Raw genomic sequence first — 19,568 nt, forward strand, 5'->3', positions numbered from 1 at the left:
GTGCTTCAGATGCAAACACAGGTACAAACAATTGTAAAAAGTACGCGCGTTCAGGAACGTTCACGGTTATGGGCGGCCATGGTGCAAAGCAAATGGATGTATGCCCTGGCTGCGCCGGGCATCCTATACTTTTTAATATTCAAATTCGCGCCCTTATGGGGGCTCTTGATTGCCTTCAAGGAATACAACCCTTTTAAAGGCCTCTGGGGGAGCGAATGGATTGGTTTTACCAATTTCACCGAGTTATTTCAGAGTGAAGTGTTCTATCTCATGCTGAGAAATACGTTTGCAATTAATATTTTCGGCATCATTTTCATGTTCCCGCTGCCGATTGTGCTTGCTTTGATGCTCAATGAAATCCGGCATGAAACGTTCAAACGAATTAATCAGTCAATCGTTTATTTACCGCATTTTTTATCATGGGTCGTTGTTGCTAGTATGACGTTCTTTATGCTCTCCACCGATGTAGGGCTAATCAATAAACTGATTTCGAATATGGGCTTCGACACGGTCTCTTTTCTGTCCAATCCCAACTTTTTCTGGGGGCTGCTCACCGCCCAAAGCATGTGGAAGGAAGTTGGCTGGGGGACGATTATTTTCTTGGCCGCAATGGCTGGCGTTGACCCCCAACAATATGAAGCAGCCGTCATAGACGGGGCGTCGAGAATGAAGCAGATCTGGCATGTGACGCTGCCGGCCATTCGCCCGACGATCATTATCTTGCTGATTTTAAGATTAGGGCATATGGCAGATGTCGGTTTTGAACAAATCTTATTGATGAACAATCCGCTGGTAACCTCGGTTTCCCAGGTGTTTGACACGTATGCGTATACGATTGGTATCCTCGGTGGGAAAATCAGTGTCGGTGTGACGGTGGGGATGTTCAAAGGTGTTGTGGGCTTGATTCTTGTTATGCTGTCCAATTACGTGGTGAAGAAGCTGGGGCAAGAAGGGATTTATTAAGGAGGAGTACCCATGAGTTTCGTAAAAACGAAGAAGATGACATTCTTCGATTATATTAACTACTCGCTGCTGGCAATCATTTCTATAGCGTGTGTATTTCCATTCATTTATGTATTCAGCGTTTCCTTTACCGATCCGGAAGTCTACGTGCCTTTGCAATTTTATCTATTCCCGGAAAAATGGTCATTGTCTGCGTACAAATACATTTTGTCAACCAATAGCTTCGTAAATGCCCTGAAAAGCACCGTATTCGTTACAGGAATAGGGACTGTGATAAGCATTCTCATCTCCTTTACATTTGCGTACGTCTTAACCAAGAAACATGTACCCGGCAGGAAATGGATGCTCGGCGGCGTTATTTTTACTTTGGTGTTCAACGCAGGTATTTTGCCTAACTATTTATTAATGAAGGATATGAACCTGTTAAACTCGCACTGGTCATTAATCTTGTCGGGTCTTACGAATGCTTGGAGCTTGATTGTGATAAAAGGATTTCTGGATTCCTTGCCTCCGGAGTTGGAAGATGCCGCTCGAATTGACGGTTGCTCGGATATCGGCGTATTCTGGCGCATTGTCATTCCTTTATCCATGCCGGCGATTGCTGCTTTTGTTCTGTTCTTTGCCGTTTCGTATTGGAATACGTATTTCAATGCCCTGGTTTACTTGAGCGATGCCAAGAAATGGACCTTGCAGGTGCTGGTCAAGTCGTTGGTTATCGATTCCGATGCCAGCGGTGCAGGGTCTGTCGGCAGTGACGACAGAGTATTGCCGCAGGAAACGATTCGTATGGCCTCGATTGTGCTGGCCATGGTGCCGATTTTAATCATCTATCCCTTTTTGCAAAAGCATTTTGCCAAGGGAGTTATGCTAGGCTCCGTCAAAGGTTAACTGATTCAGGATGTGCCCATTCATTCTCCAGCTCACAGGCAGCGGGGGAAGGAATGGGCACTTTCTATTATTCTACATTGACTAGCCATTGCACGCATGGTAGCATCTAGGGATAATACGATCAATATATCGAACGATGTTTATCATATAAAGGACGTGACAAAATGGAGCAAAAGTATTCCGTCCCAGCGCTGGATCGGGCACATGCTGTACTTACCTTACTGACGGAGGAGCCCTACAAATGGAAGCTGTCCGAGTTGTCCAAGCACTTGGGGATCAGCAAGAGCACGCTGTACTCTCTACTTCAGACCATGGAGCGGCTGCAGTGGATCAATCGAGACAGGAATGAGACGTATGCTCTCGGAAGCGCGGTTGGCGATTTGGGCAGCGCTTATTTTCGCCAGTACGACCTGATTGAAGAATTCAGGCGAATGGCTGAGCCGGTTATGCGAAAGATGCAAGAATCCGTGCAGTTGGCTCGTTTGGATGGCAGCGAAGTTCTCTACCTGACTAAAGTGGAAGCACCGACACCGGTTCAGATGGTTTCGGGGCCGGGCGTTCGTATCCCGGCTCATGCGACCGGCCTTGGCAAGTCGCTTATGATCGATATGGATGCCGAGCAAGTCAGCCGGGTATTCCCTCAGGAATCGCTCCATAAGATAACCGTTCATACCATTGGTTCCCGAGAAGCATTTTTGCAAGAATTAGAAACCGTGCGCCAAAGAGGGTATTCTTTGGATATACAGGAAGGCGTGATGGGATTTTGTTGTGTGGCTGCACCGATCCGCCGTCTTGGCACCGTAGTTGCAGCAGTCAGTTGTTCAATGCCCATCCATCATTGGGAGGGAAAGAAGGAAGAAAGCATCAGTGAAATTTGCTCCTTAGCAAAGCGATTGTCAACGAATATATGAGCATAGAAGTCCCGGGTCACTTAGGTGAATCGGGATTTTTTCTATTCCATTCCGCGAAAAGAAATTGGCAAAAATCCCATTGACACAAACGTTAAACTATGGGAAGATCAATTTAAATACAAAATATAGAACGTTGTTCATAATAATGAACAAGAGAGGCGGCTTTTAGTATGAAATTAGCTCGTTTTATAGTTTCTGGTGAATCAGAGATACGCAGTGGAATCATAGAAGATTCTAACATTCATGAATTTACAGGAGACATCTTCACCTCTCGTATTCTTACTGGGAAGACATTCTCATTGAACGATGTTCAACTTAAAGCTCCTCTTACACCGAGACACATCATCGGTATCGGTAGAAATTTTGTTGGCGAAGGGGTGCCAAAACCAGAGGTGCCGGAAATGCCGATCCTGTTCTTCAAGCCATTGACCACTGTTGTCGGACCCGGAGACGCCGTGGTTCTGCCACTTGGAACGGACGATATCAAATTCGAATCGGAGCTTGCCGTCATTATCGGGAAAGAAGCGAGAAACATAGACCCGAGAAACATCCACGAAGTGATCTTCGGTTACACGGTAGCCAACGACTTGGGCGCCTTCAATTATTTCCATCCGGAGGGTCATTGGACGATTGGCAAATCATTTGATACATTTTGCCCGCTGGGTCCTGTAATTGTAACCGACTTCGATTATCACTCGGCTCGCATTCAATCTACCGTGAACGGTACCGTTAAGCAGGATGCTCTCATGGAACGGATCATTACGCCAATTGATATCATGATCGCGTACATCAGCCGGTTCATGACCCTCATGCCAGGAGATATCATTCTGACTGGAACGCCTGCCGGTGCAGATCAAGTCCGGGATGGGGATGTCGTGGATTGTTACATTGAAGGCATAGGTCACTTGCAAAATCCTGTTGTTGCTCAAAAATCATAATCCACACGTATAAAGGGGACATCCAAATGAGCGAATATGTAAACGTAGGAAATCTACAAGTTGCTGCGGTACTTTATCAGTTTATTAATTCAGAGGTACTCCCTGGCAGCGGGTTAAAAAGTGAAAAGTTCTGGGCAGATCTTAGTACGTTGATTCACGACCTTGCCCCTCATAATAAAACCTTATTAGCCAAACGGGATGAGCTGCAGAAGCTTATTCATGAATGGCACATTGAAAATAAAGGGAATTTTAACGCCGAAAATTATCAAGCCTTTTTACAAGAAATTGGTTATTTGGAACCGCAAGTCGAAGATTTTCAAATTACAACACAAGGGGTAGACGAGGAAATTGCCCATCAAGCAGGCCCTCAATTAGTTGTTCCAGTCAATAATGCCAGATATGCTTTAAATGCTGCGAACGCCCGCTGGGGAAGTCTTTACGATGCTTTATATGGAACGGATGTTATCGATGAAGAGGATGGTGCCGAGCGTACTGCTGCGTACAATGCCATTCGTGGAGATAAGGTTATTGCGTATGCCAAGGGTTTCCTGGATCAAGCAGCACCTCTGTCTAACTTCTCGCATCATGATGCTGTTCGGTACGCAATCGTGAATGGAGAATTGTCCATCTCCCTAGCCAATGGGGAAACGACAGATTTGAAGGACGCCTCTCAGCTTGTTGGCTATCAAGGACTGGCGGACGATCCTTCTGCGATCTTGCTAAAAAATAACGGGATACATGTTGAAATTCAAGTTGACCGCCAACATCCGATTGGCCAGAATGATCTGGCAGGTGTGAAAGACATCCTGATGGAAGCAGCGCTTACGACGATCATGGATTGCGAAGACTCTGTTGCTGCAGTCGATGCTGAGGATAAAGTACTGGTGTACAGGAACTGGTTGGGACTAATGAAAGGAAATCTCTCGGCTTCCGTACCGAAGGGAAATAAATTTATTACAAGGACTTTGAATCCTGACCGTATCTATACATCTCTTGCTGGTGAGGAAATTAGTTTGCCTGGTCGTTCACTTTTATTTGTCCGGAATGTAGGACATCTGATGACGATCGATGCTGTATTAGATCAGAACGGGCAGGAAGTTCCTGAAGGCATATTGGATGCTGTTGTAACGAGCCTCATTGCCAAACATGATCTTTTGAGAAATAGTGCGTATCAAAATTCGCTTAAAGGTTCTGTCTATATTGTAAAGCCAAAAATGCACGGCTCCGAGGAAGTAGCTTTTGCTAATCTTTTGTTTAATCGGACGGAAGATATGCTCGAGTTGGAGCGAAATACGATCAAAATCGGTGTGATGGACGAGGAACGCCGTACTTCCGTAAACTTGAAGGCTTGTATTCGCGAAGTGAAGGATCGCATTGTTTTTATTAACACAGGGTTCTTAGACCGAACAGGCGACGAGATGCATACCTCTATGGAAGCAGGACCTATGATCCGCAAAAATAATATGAAGTCATCCCGTTGGCTGCAAGGCTATGAGAAATCAAACGTTACCATAGGGTTAGCGTGCGGTTTGCAAGGGCGTGCCCAGATTGGCAAAGGAATGTGGGCCATGCCGGACCTGATGAAGGATATGATGACTCAAAAGATTGCTCATCTACAGGCTGGTTGCAATACGGCATGGGTGCCGTCACCAACAGCAGCGACATTACACGCACTTCATTATCATCAAATGGATGTAGTAGACATTCAGAACCAATTAAAAGAGAGCGGAAAAGATTATCTGAATGAGATATTAAATATTCCTGTGGAAGCAAAACCGCAATGGACTCCTGAAGAAATTCAACAGGAACTGGACAATAATGCTCAAGGTATTCTTGGCTATGTTGTCCGCTGGGTAGAGCAAGGCATTGGTTGCTCCAAGGTTCCGGATATCAATAACGTGGGGCTGATGGAAGACCGCGCCACCTTGCGTATTTCCAGCCAACACCTGGCTAATTGGCTTCATCACGGGATTTGCACAGAGGAGCAAATTCTTAAGACGATGCAGCGTTTAGCCAAGGTGGTAGATGAGCAAAATGCCGGAGATCCTGCCTATCGTCCAATGGCTGAGAATTTAGATCACTCTGTAGCATTTCAAGCTGCGTGCGAGCTGGTATTCAAAGGTTATGAACAACCAAGCGGTTACACAGAACCGATCTTGCATCGCAGACGTAGGGAATTCAAGGCCATGGTGCCGGCTTCAAATAGATAAAGACGTTATAGACCAGGAAAAGAAGAATTTCCTTATTACGGAGGGGGAGAAGTATAGTGAAATCTTCATCTAACAGTCTCATCTTGCGTATTGAATTGGATCAGAAGGTGACCACTTTCGGTGAAGTGGCGAATGCGGTAAGTCGTGCCGGTGGAGATATCGTCGCCATTGACGTGATTCGTTCCGATAAGCAATCGACCACGAGGGATATTACCGTCAATCTGGGAGAACAAGCCGAGGAATTGATAGCGGATAAAATTAGAATGCTGCCGGGTGTTGTCCTGCATCATATCTCGGATCCCACGTTCCTTGTACACCTAGGGGGCAAAATTGAAATCCAGCCCAAAATACCGGTGAAAAACCGGGATGATCTATCGAAGGTTTATACACCAGGTGTAGCCAAAGTCTGCATGGCAATTCATGAAAATCCTGAAAAAGCCTTTACGTTGACGATTAAACGCAACACCGTTGCTGTGATCTCCGATGGTACAGCTGTTCTAGGCTTGGGTGATATCGGCCCTGAAGCAGCTATGCCTGTGATGGAAGGAAAGGCGATGCTGTTTAAACAATTGGCAGGTGTGGATGCTGTTCCCATCTGCCTAAATACCAAAGACACGGAAGATATTATTCGAACCATTAAGAATATGGCTCCGGCCTTTGGTGGAATTAATTTGGAAGATATCAGTTCTCCGCGCTGCTTTGAGATTGAAACCCGCCTGAAGGAAGAGTTGGACATTCCTGTGTTTCACGATGACCAACACGGGACAGCGGTGGTTGTTTTAGCCGGACTTATTAATAGCCTTAGGTTAACCAAGAAGAAAATCGAGGATATTCGAATCGTTGTTGTAGGGATTGGTGCTGCAGGCGTTTCTATTGTTAAAATGTTGTTGGGAGCCGGGGCAAAGCACATCATGGCTGTAGATCGTCAGGGCATTTTGACACGTGATCACACCTACGATAATCCATTGTGGGACTGGGTATCACGAAACACCAATCAGGAGAATACGAAGGGCAGCTTATCTGATGCGATGAATGGCGCCGATGTTTTCATTGGTGTATCCGGACCGAATGTGTTGAAGCTGGAAGAGGTTCATCGCATGGCTAGCGATCCGGTCATTTTCGCCATGGCGAATCCGACCCCTGAGATCGATCCGGAAGCGGCTGCTCCTTTTGTCAGAGTGATCGCCACGGGTCGTAGCGACTTTCCGAACCAAATCAATAACGTACTTTGTTTTCCGGGTATATTTCGAGGGGCACTTGATTGCAGAGCGAGCCAGATTAACGAAGAAATGAAACTGGCTGCATCGAAGGCCATTGCTTACACGGTCACGGATGATGAGCTAAATGAACAGTATATTATTCCTTCCATTTTTAATGAGAAGGTCGTACAAGAAATTCGGGATCAAGTGGTGCAGGCTGCCATTCAAACAGGAGTTGCACGTCGAATACCGCCTGAGTTTAGAGGCTCGAAATTTGCTGAACGAAAATTAACACCAATCAGTTAAGCTTTGGTCGACCGGAATTATCCGGTTGGCCTTTTTGTTGCTATCGCTTGGGCGATTCCTTCCTGGCCAGGGGAACTACAGGGCGCTATTTGACCCAAATAGGCTCTTTTTCACGCTGAGGGGAACTGTGGTCCTCTATTTGTCCGTTCTCTTAAAGAAAACAGGTTTAGGCGGTCAAATAAGGGCCTGTAGTTCCGCTTGAACGAGGAATGGGCTGAATTTGCTAGAATAGCGGCCTGTAGTTCCTCAAGTTTGAGGTTACGCCTCCGCTAAGTGTCTCAGTAAGGGTTAAGGACAAAAAATGATCAGGAAGACAATTATTGTCCCTGATTTTGTCCTTGAATAGGCGTGCAGGATACATCAAGAACTGTCGGTTCTATGCCTCGAAAACACTTGTTACAATCAAGCTGGAAGCAACGATAACGATAATGCCTTAATGAGGGGAAGGAGTGAGCTGAAAGTGACTACGACCGTTGTGTATCACAAGGATTCATCCATGATCCGTTTTGCAGCTTCTAAGCTGCTAGACACAATTGCAAGATTTGAGGGGACAGCTAAACCTTTGGATATAGCAGCTAACGTTATATCTACGAGCGTAATTATCATCTCAGATAGGGAGGAAGCCGCCACTCAACATGGCATAACCATAGATAACTCTGTCGCTCCAGAGGGTTTCGAACTCCGTAAGCGGGAAGGGCATGGTTCCTTCATCTGGTACATTTTGGCCGGTGATGAAGCGGGGGCTATGTACGGAACCTTGGAACTGGAAGAGCGGCTCCGGAACTATGGATCGTTGACAGCCATCCCGGAGTGCGTCATGAATGCTCGCTTTCCATTCCGTGCGGTTAAATTCAATCTTCCTTGGTCAAGCTACCGGAAGAATGCGTGTTTTGAGCTTCAAAAGGAGACGGTTCGTGATCTTGCCTTTTGGCAAAAGTTTCTCGATATGATGGCTGAGAACCGCTACAACGTTCTAACGTTGTGGAATCTGCATCCGTTTCCCTACATGATTCGTCCTGTGCATTTCCCGAAGGCATGCCCTTTCAGTGAGGAAGAACTAACGGAGTGGAAACTGTACTGGACCGCTTTATTCCGGATGGCCAAAGAACGTGGAATCGAGACGTATATGGTCAATTGGAACATTTTCGTATCGGAAGCCTACCGGGAGCATTATGATCCACAAGCGATAAGCGACGAAACCTTTTATCATTATGGAGATTCTTACTCCACGGACATGATCAAACAATATACCCGGGAATGTGTCACTCAGCTGATTGAAGAGTATCCGGATCTTACTGGACTCGGCATCTCGCTGGGGGAACGAATGAACGATATGACGCCGCAAAGTCGACAGGATTGGGTCAATGATGTTTATTTTGAAGGCATGAAACAAGCCAACCGGCCGGTGAAATTCATTCATCGCGCACCGTTTTCCGTAGATCCTTCCATCACACGAAATGCGATAGAAAGCAACGGCTTCATGCCTGAACCGGTATGGGTGGAAGTGAAATTCAATTGGTCGCATGCCTACTCCTCTTCCAAGCTGCTGCTGACACACGGAGGCTCGCAGGGGATGGAGGGGTATTGGAAACCGTCGCCAACGAATTATAAAATCACCTGGATGGTCCGCAACGAGGACTTCTTCACGCTTCGCTGGGCGCAGCCGGATTTCATCCGGGAGCATATTTCAGAGAACGGGCAGGACTACGTTGGGGGCTACTATATCGGGTCGGAATGCATGATTCCCGGCATCGATTACGCCCATTTGAAGGATAGCGATCATATGGACTGGACCTATCTGTTTGAAAAAAACTGGCTCTATTACATGCTATGGGGAAGGCTGTTGTATGAACCGGATACACCCGACCGTGTATTTGAGAAAGCAATCGAACAGCGCCATCGTGCACCGATCGGAGTGCCATTATTGAAAGCGTATGCAGCTGTTTGTAAAATGCCAATGGCCCTCGCATCCATGTATTCATTCACATGGGATTTCACCTTATATGCCGAAGGCTTCATGTCCACGGACGAAGCGGAATACGATGGAGGCGCATCGTTTATTTCGTTGCAGGATCTTCTGGAGCGGAAAACGTTTAATCCACACTATCTATCGGTATCCGAATATGTGGACCAACACTTAGAAGGACATACAACGGATAGGGTTTCACCGCTTAGACTGGCAGAGACGCTAGAGGTGGATGCGAATCGCGGACTTGAATGGTTGGCGGCTATTAAAGCCGATACACCTGTACTCTGTTGCGAAAAGGCTGACATTGAAGCGTGGGCCCATTTGAATTATTATTTTGCGGATAAACTGCGGGCTGCCGTTTCTTATGAGCTGTATAAAAGAACTGGAGATGAAACCGAACGCCTTCATGCGATTCAGCTTCTGGAGGCACCGCACGCAGCTGGACATTGGGAGCGGCTGATCGCGGTAACCAAGGCGCACTACGTAGAACATCCCTTGATGCACCTTGGCAAGACACCTTTCTCATGGGAGCTATATCGTCCGCAGGTACTAGAAGATATTGCCTTTGTTTACGCCGGTAATCAGATGCCAGCGAGCAAATAACTTCTATAGCTTAAAGACAGATTATGCCTTCTTGGACAAATATTGCGCTGAACAAGAGCGGAGGCATCGTAACAAAAAGTGTCTATAGGATGCGGCACTAACTGTATCTATAATCAGATTGGGCAGAGTTCACACTACGCATATTGGGGGATGAATATGGCGAAATCGGATTGGTTGAGCAAGCGAAGCAGAGGCGTACATCTGACAATCAGGGATGTCGATTGTCTTGATTTTGACACGGAGCGTTTTGCGAAAGATTTGAACGAACTCGGTGTAAATGTGCTGTCGTTTTTTTGCGCAGGGTATGTGACGGTGCATCCTACCAACTTGTCGATCAGAAAAAGCCCTTTTTTGGGGGATCGGGATCTGACAGGGGAAATCGTGAAAGCGGTTCAATCACATGATATCCGCGCAGTGGCGGCAATGGACTTGAGTCTGATTCCGGGTAATGCTGCGTTAGAACATCCGGATTGGTGCTCCTGTGACCACGAAGGCAAGCCGTATAAAGCAAATCAGGATTTGGGCGATTTTTATATCGCATGTCCGCTAAGCGGTTATCAAAATGAATATTTAGCGGAAATTTTACGCGAAATCGTGATGCGCTACGAGGTCGACGGCATCAAATTCGGCGGCGGAAGCTATGGCTTTTCCTCTTATGGCAACGGTATTTGTCACTGTGCTCGCTGCAGAGAAGCGTTCGGAGCTTACGCCGGCAGCCAGATTCCGGTGAAAGAGGATTGGAACGATCCTGTCTGGGGAACTTTCCAACGGTGGCGGCAGCAGCGTGTCGTGGAGCGCTCCAAATTTTTGTATGACTTGGTGAAATCGCTTGATCCGAATATGCCGGTGATGTGTAACAGCGTGTGCTTTGGGGAAACGGGATGGACGACCAAAGGCGCGTTAGATATTGAAGGAATGGCGGCCTATATCGACGCGGTTCAAGTGGAAGCACAAACCCGGATCCGTGTAGAAGGGGATTCAAGCCACTGGGACTTTCTGCTTTGGCCTGCGGAGGAAGCGAACTTCCTGGACAATGTCAGCGATCATCAGCCATGGGTGCTGGCCTCCTATTTCCAAGCGTGGCCGTGGCGTAGAAATGCTGTGCCGCCGGCTGAACAAAAGGTGTATATGGCCCAGATTTATGCGAACGGGGGCAATGCCATCTTGAATTTATCCGGAGGACCGATTCATGGGCATCAGGATCAGAGAGGTTTTCCGGCGGTGAAATCGCTATATCACTTTGTAGCTGACAATCAAGATTATTACAACGATGACCGATCCGGAGCAAACGTGGCCATCGTCTACTCCCAGGATACCCTCTTTTACTACGGAAAAGAGAAGCCAAAGCTGAACTATGTCGACGCGATCAGAGGGGTTGAATTGGCGCTGTCGGATAATCACATTCCGTTCGATATCATCTCGGATGCCGTTGTGAAGAAGGGGAATCTCGGCAAATACCGGACAATCATCCTGCCTTCCGTTGCCTGCATGTCGGAAGAGACGGCAGCTGCACTAAACCAATATGCTAAGAACGGCGGCAGTGTCATCGCTACGTTTGAAACTTCCTTGTTTGATACAGATGGCAGCAAGCGGTCAGACTTTTTACTGGCAAATTTATTCGGTGCCTCCTATATAAGTACGAATTCCGTAATGGGAGAGGAGAACGGTGTATACAAACAAAGCTACTTGAATGTACAAAATTCCTCACATCCTTTACTGGATCGGCTTGGGGATACATCGGTAATACCGGCTTCAAACGCTTATTGCCGAGTCGCCGCCGACAAAGATTCGGACGTGCCGTTGACGTTGTCCGCGCCATTCCGTGTTTTCCCCGAGGGGCAGTCGTACACGCTGGAACCGGATACCGGAATGCCGATGTTGATCGCCAGGGAGCATGCAGGCGGCGGCAGAACCGTTTATTTTCCGGGACAACAGGATACGGCATTTGCACGATACGGTTATCCGGATTGGGCGCTTTTGCTGGTGAATGCGGTGTTATGGACGACAAAGGAACGTTTGCCGTTACAGGTGGAGGGTCCGGAAACGCTGTTGGCCACATTAAGAGTTCAGGAACAACGGCGTCTGGTTCATCTTGTGAACGTGAATGGCGGACGGAGAATGTTTAGACAACTCATTGCGGCCCGTGATGTGACGATTCGTTTGCCGTTAGGTGAAGATTTCGAGCCACAGCGAGCTTTCCGGTTATCCGATCATAGCCCGTTAACAATGACCAGAGAAGTGGATGCTGTTTCTGTCGTCGTGTCCAGCATTTTGGACTATGATGTCGTTGTTTTTGAATGAGGGGGTGCTAAGCATGATACATGAGATTTTGATGCCGGCGAAAATCAACATAGGATTAGGTGCTTTCTCAGAGGTGGCTTCCTATGCATCAAGTTTAGGGACCAAAGCTCTAATCGTTAGCGATCCCGTTATGGCACAAATCGGCCACGTCCAGACATGCAGAGATTATTTGGAACAAGCAGGTTTCTCCTGCGCGATCTATAGCGGTGTTGAAACAGAGCCAACTGATCGGCATGTGGATGAAGCGCTCGCCATCTGCCGGGAGGAGCAGTGCGATGTGATTGTCGCTTTGGGAGGAGGCAGCTGCATCGACGCCGCCAAGGCGACCGCTGCCATGATGACGAACACAGGATATATCGGAGACTATGTCGGCGGAGTGAAAAAGTTCGCTAATCGCCCATTGCCGTTGATTGCCATACCAACGACGGCGGGGACAGGCTCTGAGGTCACGAAAGTGACAGTCATCATTGATACCCGAAGGGATGTCAAAATGATGATCGCTCAGCCGGAGTTAGTGCCGCAAGTTGCGATCATAGATGCGCTGCTGTGTATGTCGTGTCCTCCGTCCGTCATCGCATCGTCAGGCATTGATGCTTTATGCCACGCCATCGAGGCGCATTGGTCCCGGAAGGCCAATCCACTGAGTGACGGTTGGGCTCTTCAAGCCATTGCCTTATTGATCAAACATCTGCCCGTCTGTTATGCGAAAAAAGGGGATGCGGAAGACTTCGCTCAAATCGCACTTGGCTCTATGTTGGCAGGTGCCGCATTCTCCAACGCTTCGGTGACGTTGATTCACGGCATGTCTCGACCGCTGGGAGCACTTTTTCATGTTCCCCACGGAATATCCAACGCGATGCTGCTGCCAGCTGTCCTTGAATTTACATCAGCATATGCGCAGGAACGTCTGGCTGAGATCGGGCGCGTGATGCGACCCGACCTCGCTGACAGCGGGAGAGAAAGGTTATCAGGCGCTGTCATGGAGGAGGTCCGTACATTATGCCGCCTCTTGAACATTCCGAATTTACGTGATTGGGGAATAGATCGCGAGGCGTTTGACAAGGCGATTCCACAGATGGCGGTTGACGCGATTGCCAGCGGAAGTCCCGGTAATCATCCGAGAGCTGTAACCGCAAGTGATATTGAAGCTCTATATCGATTTTGTTACGATTACGAGTTTAAAAAAGAAGAAGGAGCGGCGCGATGACAACGATTCCGGTTTTACAAAATTATATCGGGGGCAGGTGGGTTCCGTCCGACAGCTCCTCCTATGAGATCGTGCCGAACCCGGCGACAGGAGAAGCCATCGCGCGAGTCCCTCTGTCTACGCGCAGCGATTTGCATGCAGCGGTAGAGGCAGCACGCAGCAGCTTCTCCGCCTGGAGGGAGACCCCGGTACCGAAGCGTGCGCGCATTCTTTTTAAATACCAGCAGCTATTGGTAGAGCACTGGGAGGAGCTCGCTCGGCTTATTACGCAGGAGAACGGCAAAAGCTACACGGAAGCTTATGGTGAAGTGCAGCGCGGGATCGAATGCGTCGAGTTTGCGGCGGGTTCACCAACGCTGATGATGGGTTCCCAGCTGCCCGACATTGCAACCGGTATCGAATCGGGCATGTATCGGTACCCGCTTGGGGTCGTTGCGGGCATCTCGCCTTTTAACTTTCCGATGATGGTGCCATGCTGGATGTTTCCGTTAGCGATTTCATGTGGAAACACATTTATTCTGAAGCCATCGGAAAGAACTCCGCTGTTAGCGAACCGTTTGGCGGAATTATTCTCAGAGGCAGGGCTTCCGGATGGCGTGCTCAACATTGTGCACGGCTCGAAGGAGATCGTTAACGGGATGATCGAGCATCCGGATATCCAGGCTATCTCGTTCGTAGGTTCCCAACCTGTTGCGGAGTATGTGTACAAATCATCCGCCGCTCATGGCAAGAGAGTTCAAGCGCTAGCAGGAGCCAAAAATCATAGTATTGTGCTGCCTGACGCCGATCTGGAACTTACGGTCAGCAATATCTTGAGCGCAGCGTTCGGCTCAGCCGGCGAACGGTGTATGGCATGTTCCGTCGTTGTAGCTGTAGGAGACATTGCTGATCCTCTTGTTAATAAATTGCAGGAAGCAGCAAGCCGTTTGAAGATTGGCAACGGGCTCGAACGAGACGTCTTCCTCGGTCCGGTCATCCGGTCGTCCCATAAAGACCGGACGATAGACTACATTGAAGCGGGTATTCGTGAAGGAGCTTCTATAGTCGTGGATGGACGAAATGCGGCGGCAACGCAGGGGAGTGGATTTTTTCTCGGTCCGACTATTTTTGACGGGGTTCAAACCGATATGAAAATTTGGCAGGATGAAATTTTTGCACCGGTCTTAAGCATTGTTCGCGCAAGCAGCTTGAAGGAAGCGATTGAAATCGCCAATCGTTCGGAATTTGCCAATGGCGCTTGTTTATATACGGACAGCGCGAAAGCCATCAGGCAATTTCGCGAGCAGATCGATGCGGGCATGCTGGGCATCAATGTCGGAGTGCCTGCGCCGATGGCCTTCTTTCCATTCTCGGGGTTCAAGAAATCCTTCTACGGGGATCTGCATGCCAATGGTAGAGACGGGGTTGAATTCTACACCCGCAAGAAGATGGTAACTTCGCGCTACTAAGACGCTTGCCGTCCGTGCTACAATGAGGAACAGACAGTTTATTCACGCCCGGACAAAATTTGCGGTTGGCTCCAAATAGCCGCAATAACAAGAAGTGTCGCTAACGTGCTTCCGGATCAGAAGCTAGAATAAGAAATGTAAGCGTTACCGAAATACAGAGTGCTTGCGAATGGTCACGCGATTCGAAATAACTTGAGGAGGGGTTCCGATGTCGAAACTGTATCGAAAGTGTTTCAGTATGATAATGGCTAGCATGCTTTCAGTTGGCGTCTTGGCAGGATGTGGGGATAACAGTGCACCGGCGGGAGGTACTGACAATGTGGCGAAACAGGGGGATTCAAATAAGGCGACACCAGCATCAGCGGAGCCGTTGAAACTTCAGTTCCTTGTTCCTTCTTATGCGGATGTGCCGAACATGAATGATGAGTATTGGACGGAATGGCAGAAGAAAACCAATACCCAATTGAATGTGGAATGGGTGCCATCGGGCGATTACGATACAAAATTTGACTTGGTGCTGGCGTCGGGGAATTTGCCTGAAATTATTGTATCCACTAATATGACCCGGCCTACTTTGCTTCAGGCCATCAATCAAGGAGCTTTCTGGGATTTGACGCCATTCCTCGGCGATTTCAGCAAATACCCGAACATGAAAAATAACAGCGGCCCGAACGTGTGGAACTATATGAAATTGGATGGAAAGGTATACGGCATTCCTCGCAACCGTCCACAAATCGATTTGGGCATTAAGATGCGCAAAGATTGGCTGGATAAGCTGAACCTGCCTATCCCAACAACGATTGATGAGTATGCGGCAGATCTGAAGAAGATTGTGGACAGCGACGTAGACGGCAACGGCAAGAAGGATACAATTGGCATCATCGGTCATGGCTTCTTACTGGCTGACGGTGATGATACGTATTCGGGAGCTTTTGGCGCGCTTAACCCGGTTTATGATAAAGATGGCGGATTGATCAAGAATCAATTGACTCCTAATTATACCGCAATGGTCGAATGGCTTCGCAAATTGTATGCGGACGGTATTCTGGCGAAAGAATTCTCTTCGATGAAGAAAACACAAGCGGAAGAAATGTACGCGACTGGGCGCGCCGCCTCCTATGTACGAAATATCTGGCGCGATTATACCTGGGAACAGATGAACCAGAAGACACAGCCCGACGCGAAAGTCATCACCCTCCCGCCACTTAAAGGGCCAGGCGGTGTGACGGTCAGTTTGGCGAATCCGACATTCGGCGCATTCTATATTTCCAAAAAGGTGCCGGAAGCAAAAGTGAAGCAAATTCTTGATTATTTTGAGAAAACCACGACGGCTGAGTATACGGATTTCAACTATTACGGTATCGAAGGTGTGCATAATAAAGTCGTGGATGGCCAACCACAGCTGACAGATCTGGGAGTCAAACAGGTCACTACTAATGCGAATCAGGTATTTTCGCTGGCGTTTAACAACAAGATGAAAGTACTCAATCCTTCAGCGCCGAAAGCTTACAACGATGCCAAAATGAAAGAAGTCGAAGTCTACGGACAAGTAGGAAAGCTTAATCCATTCTCGATTATCAATTCCACTACGTGGACTAACGTGTGGCCAAAGTATGAGAAGGAATGGCAGGCTATGGCAACGAAAGCGATTGTTGGCCAGATTACGATGGAAGAGTACAAGAGTTATGTAGATAAACTGAATGAAAATCAGGATTTGAAGAAAGCCTATAAGGAATTTGCAGAGAGCTACAAGCAGTATTTCGGCAAATAAGAATAAGCTGGAGGAGATCGCGGGCTAGCGCCTTAGACTCCTCTTTGCTATATGAAAGGGCTTAAATGAATAACGGCTGCCAAAGGGTTCGTCCTATGACAAAGCGAAGTATACTTAGACAGTATAAACATGCAAATGGATGTGGGGGGCAATATGATTAACTGGATAAAACACATTCGTCAGTCAGGTTCCAAACATGTCACCAGTCAGGGTAGGTATTTGTATAAGCTGATTTGGCTTGGATGCATTTCTGTTTGCATTCCTTTAATACTGGCTAGTGCAGTGTACTATCAATTTGCTATGAACCGGGCGCAAGAGCAAATCATGAACGAAAGCAATTCGTCGTTATCGAGCATGAAGGATCGTGCGGAGAGAATTTTTCAGACCATTGAGCAGGAATCGCTTCAGCTCGCAGTTGACCCTATTCTAACGGGCTTCTTTCTAGACCCGAATCAAGACAACAGCTGGCTGTGGCATCGGGATTTCCTGGATAAAATCAATCTGGTCAAAAATAGCGACAGCTTTATTGATGAAGTTTATTTTTATAATACTGTGGAAAATGTGGTGTTATCGAACCGTTATGGGGTTATCGAAAAAGAGATTTATCCCTATAAAAATGATATTGATACTATCATCGCTAGCGGAGAGCTCTCTCAGTGGGCTTACTTGCCTTCTGCGCAGAAGGACGGTTACGTGACATTTGCCCGTCGGCTTCCTAATATGGGGGACGGTCAAGCGCAAGGAATTCTCGCTTTTGAAATTGAAAAGTCTGCGATCAGTGAATTTTTGGATTCCGACACGTATTTACTGCCGATGAGACAGAATTTGTTCGTCATTCATCATAAAGTCATTCCTGGCAGTGAGGAGCTGGGCTACGATCAGGTTCTTCCTTTATTGAAAGGTTTGGACAGCATAGACGGTATCAACGATAGAAGCAGTAATACAGGCAGTTTCCTGAGCAAAGGCATCGATGGAGAACAAGCTCATTTTTTATATACCAAAAATATATACGGGCGAATTTACGTTACCATCGTACCTGAGAAAACCATTGCCGGCCAGCTGAACTGGATACGCAATGTAACCCTTCTATTTTTGTTTATTTTCATTACTTTCGGAGTCGTATTGACCTATTTCAATTCGAAGCGCGCTTATAACCCCATCGGGCAGTTGATGAAGCACAGCAAGGCACTGAGGATCGGGCAAATCCAAAATAAACAAAACGAACTCGATTATATCAAGGAATGTCTGGATTTTCTAAACATGGAAACGGAAAAGCTAGGTGGTTTTATGGCTAGTATTCAACCTACACTTAGGGAGAAATTTCTTCAGCAGTTGATTAACGGAGAATACTTAAGAAAAGAGCCGCTGCTTCGCGATTGTGAAGCCAATGGCATTACCGTACATGCGACGAATGTCACCATCATCGTGGATGCCGATAATATTGCGAGGGAGAAGCGTTTTCGGCCGGATGAAAAGGGGATCATTGCCTTTGTCATCTCCAATGTCATGCAAGAAATCATTCAGACTTATCCCAGCGTGCGCGGGTATGTGATTCCTGACAGAGGCCGGGGGGTAGCGCTGCTGCAGTTCAGGGCCGATACGGAGCAAGAAGAGATGCTTCGACTTACAGAAGAATATGCGGAATCCGTCTGCGACTCCTTGAAGGAGCACCTGTCGATGAAAGCGACGGCTGGCGTCGGCAGATTCTACTTTCACATCGAGGATGTGCCGGTTTCTTGTAAAGAAGCGGAAAGCGCGCTGCAGTATCGCATATTCAACCATACGAAGAACGTCCTGTTTATTGAGCATTTGGAAAATGAGAAAAAGCAGACGGCTTTCCGTTACCCTCGGGAATTCGAAACCGCCATTATTGACTCTTTGGATAAAGGGGAGCTGGAGCTGGCTGCGGAAGGTTTGGCCGCTTTTTCCGAAGCGATTCGCGCTTCCCAATCCTATCGTTTTATTTATCAAAGCTATCATTTACTGCTATCCACGCTCATATCCTCTTTGGAAAAGCAAGGGGCGACACTTCTCGATATCTTGGATCACGACTGGTTTGGGCAGCTTCACACCAGGCAGACGTCGCAGGAAATCGCGGATTGGTTTGCCGGGAGTTTATTTCCGATGTACATCTGGTTGGCAACGAATTACCGGAATGAATCCGGTCAATCCGTTATCCAGCAGGTATGCAAGCATATTCGGGAGAACTGCGGCAGCGATTTGTCATTGGTGCAATGCGCCGAGCAAGTAGGGCTCAGCCCTTCGTATTTAAGCCGTCTTTTTAAAAAGGAGATGGGTGTCAACTTTCTTGATTTCGTTGTGGAGTGCAAGGTCGATGAGGCCAAGAGGCTGCTCACGGAAACGGATCAAAACGTAAGTGAAATCGCGATGGCTGTAGGGTATTCCGAGCGTAACCTGAATCGTATCTTTCAACGGTTTATCAAAATGTCTCCGAGTATGTTCCGGACACGTCAACGTTAATAGGTTCTGAATAGGTGAGGTTGTTCCAATAGCCATGACAATGGCGGGGGCAGCCTCTTTTGGGTGCTGGGGTAAGCGAAGCTTACCCCTATATTTGTGTTGAGCGCCTCCAGCCCATGAAAATTGTTGTTTGGGCGGTTCCTCCCGGCGAAGGGAACTACAGGGCGCTATTTCATCGAAATAGGTTCTATTTCGTGCGGAGGGGAACTGTGGACCGCTATTTGTCCGTTTTCTTAAAGAAAACGAGATGAGGCGTTCAAATAACGCCCTGTAGTTCTGCTCGAACGCGGAAACGGGCTGAATTTGCTAGAATAGCGCCCTGTAGTTCCTCAAGGGTGCATCGTCGATACCGGACAGATTTTGATGCAAGGAC

Annotated in this window: 11 protein-coding genes and 1 pseudogene; all 12 read left to right on the forward strand. The window is 47.7% G+C overall.

Translation table 11 applies throughout. The features are described from left to right. Nucleotides 1-9 precede the first annotated feature (9 nt). The 12 genes and pseudogenes from ACUN27_RS09320 to ACUN27_RS09375 all read left to right on the forward strand — a co-directional run bounded on the left by ACUN27_RS09320 (nt 10) and on the right by ACUN27_RS09375 (nt 19,195). A complete protein-coding gene (locus ACUN27_RS09320) occupies nt 10-963 on the forward strand; it encodes an ABC transporter permease (protein WP_315951831.1) in 954 nt (317 codons plus the stop codon). Nucleotides 964-975: 12 nt separating this feature from the next. Next, the gene (locus ACUN27_RS09325; protein WP_315951830.1) at nt 976-1,851 is read left to right on the forward strand and encodes a carbohydrate ABC transporter permease; all 876 of its coding nucleotides are present in this window, start codon (nt 976-978) and stop codon (nt 1,849-1,851) included. 164 nt (nt 1,852-2,015) lie between these two features. Next, entirely contained in the window at nt 2,016-2,762 is a 747-nt protein-coding gene (locus ACUN27_RS09330; protein ID WP_315951829.1) for an IclR family transcriptional regulator, read from the forward strand. Nucleotides 2,763-2,932: 170 nt separating this feature from the next. Next, nucleotides 2,933-3,700 (forward strand): fumarylacetoacetate hydrolase family protein, encoded by a 768-nt coding sequence (locus ACUN27_RS09335; protein ID WP_315951827.1) that lies wholly within the window; start codon nt 2,933-2,935, stop codon nt 3,698-3,700. 26 nt (nt 3,701-3,726) lie between these two features. Continuing rightward, nucleotides 3,727-5,910: a malate synthase G gene (locus tag ACUN27_RS09340; protein ID WP_326060398.1), complete on the forward strand. Its 2,184-nt coding sequence runs from the start codon at nt 3,727-3,729 to the stop codon at nt 5,908-5,910. Nucleotides 5,911-6,203: 293 nt separating this feature from the next. After that, a pseudogene (locus ACUN27_RS09345) lies at nt 6,204-7,415 on the forward strand (NAD(P)-dependent malic enzyme); the annotation flags it as partial. A 460-nt stretch (nt 7,416-7,875) separates the two neighbouring features. After that, nucleotides 7,876-9,987 (forward strand): hypothetical protein, encoded by a 2,112-nt coding sequence (locus tag ACUN27_RS09350; RefSeq protein WP_315951822.1) that lies wholly within the window; start codon nt 7,876-7,878, stop codon nt 9,985-9,987. A 156-nt stretch (nt 9,988-10,143) separates the two neighbouring features. Further along, complete coding sequence (locus ACUN27_RS09355; RefSeq protein ID WP_315951820.1) at nt 10,144-12,288, forward strand: beta-galactosidase trimerization domain-containing protein; 2,145 nt, start codon at nt 10,144-10,146, stop codon at nt 12,286-12,288. A gap of 16 nt (nt 12,289-12,304) precedes the next feature. After that, nucleotides 12,305-13,495, forward strand: coding sequence for an iron-containing alcohol dehydrogenase (locus ACUN27_RS09360; protein ID WP_315952237.1), 1,191 nt, complete (start codon nt 12,305-12,307; stop codon nt 13,493-13,495). Then, entirely contained in the window at nt 13,492-14,943 is a 1,452-nt protein-coding gene (locus tag ACUN27_RS09365) for a CoA-acylating methylmalonate-semialdehyde dehydrogenase (RefSeq protein WP_326060395.1), read from the forward strand. The genes ACUN27_RS09360 and ACUN27_RS09365 overlap by 4 nt, the downstream gene beginning before the upstream one ends. A gap of 208 nt (nt 14,944-15,151) precedes the next feature. Next, a complete protein-coding gene (locus ACUN27_RS09370; RefSeq protein ID WP_315951817.1) occupies nt 15,152-16,714 on the forward strand; it encodes an extracellular solute-binding protein in 1,563 nt (520 codons plus the stop codon). 129 nt (nt 16,715-16,843) lie between these two features. Continuing rightward, nucleotides 16,844-19,195, forward strand: a complete 2,352-nt coding sequence (locus ACUN27_RS09375; protein ID WP_445558790.1) for a helix-turn-helix domain-containing protein — start codon at nt 16,844-16,846, stop codon at nt 19,193-19,195. Nucleotides 19,196-19,568: the final 373 nt, after the last annotated feature.

Source organism: Paenibacillus sp. WC2504 (genome assembly GCF_052682475.1).

Bases quoted from the DNA above. Each gene is read 5' to 3' on its own strand.
- ACUN27_RS09330 (WP_315951829.1), top strand. From the start codon at position 2,016: ATGGAGCAAAAGTATTCCGTCCCAGCGCTGGATCGGGCACATGCTGTA.
- ACUN27_RS09340 (WP_326060398.1), top strand. From the start codon at position 3,727: ATGAGCGAATATGTAAACGTAGGAAATCTACAAGTTGCTGCGGTACTT.
- ACUN27_RS09375 (WP_445558790.1), top strand. From the start codon at position 16,844: ATGCAAATGGATGTGGGGGGCAATATGATTAACTGGATAAAACACATT.
- ACUN27_RS09365 (WP_326060395.1), top strand. From the start codon at position 13,492: ATGACAACGATTCCGGTTTTACAAAATTATATCGGGGGCAGGTGGGTT.
- ACUN27_RS09325 (WP_315951830.1), top strand. From the start codon at position 976: ATGAGTTTCGTAAAAACGAAGAAGATGACATTCTTCGATTATATTAAC.
- ACUN27_RS09335 (WP_315951827.1), top strand. From the start codon at position 2,933: ATGAAATTAGCTCGTTTTATAGTTTCTGGTGAATCAGAGATACGCAGT.
- ACUN27_RS09370 (WP_315951817.1), top strand. From the start codon at position 15,152: ATGTCGAAACTGTATCGAAAGTGTTTCAGTATGATAATGGCTAGCATG.
- ACUN27_RS09355 (WP_315951820.1), top strand. From the start codon at position 10,144: ATGGCGAAATCGGATTGGTTGAGCAAGCGAAGCAGAGGCGTACATCTG.
- ACUN27_RS09320 (WP_315951831.1), top strand. From the start codon at position 10: ATGCAAACACAGGTACAAACAATTGTAAAAAGTACGCGCGTTCAGGAA.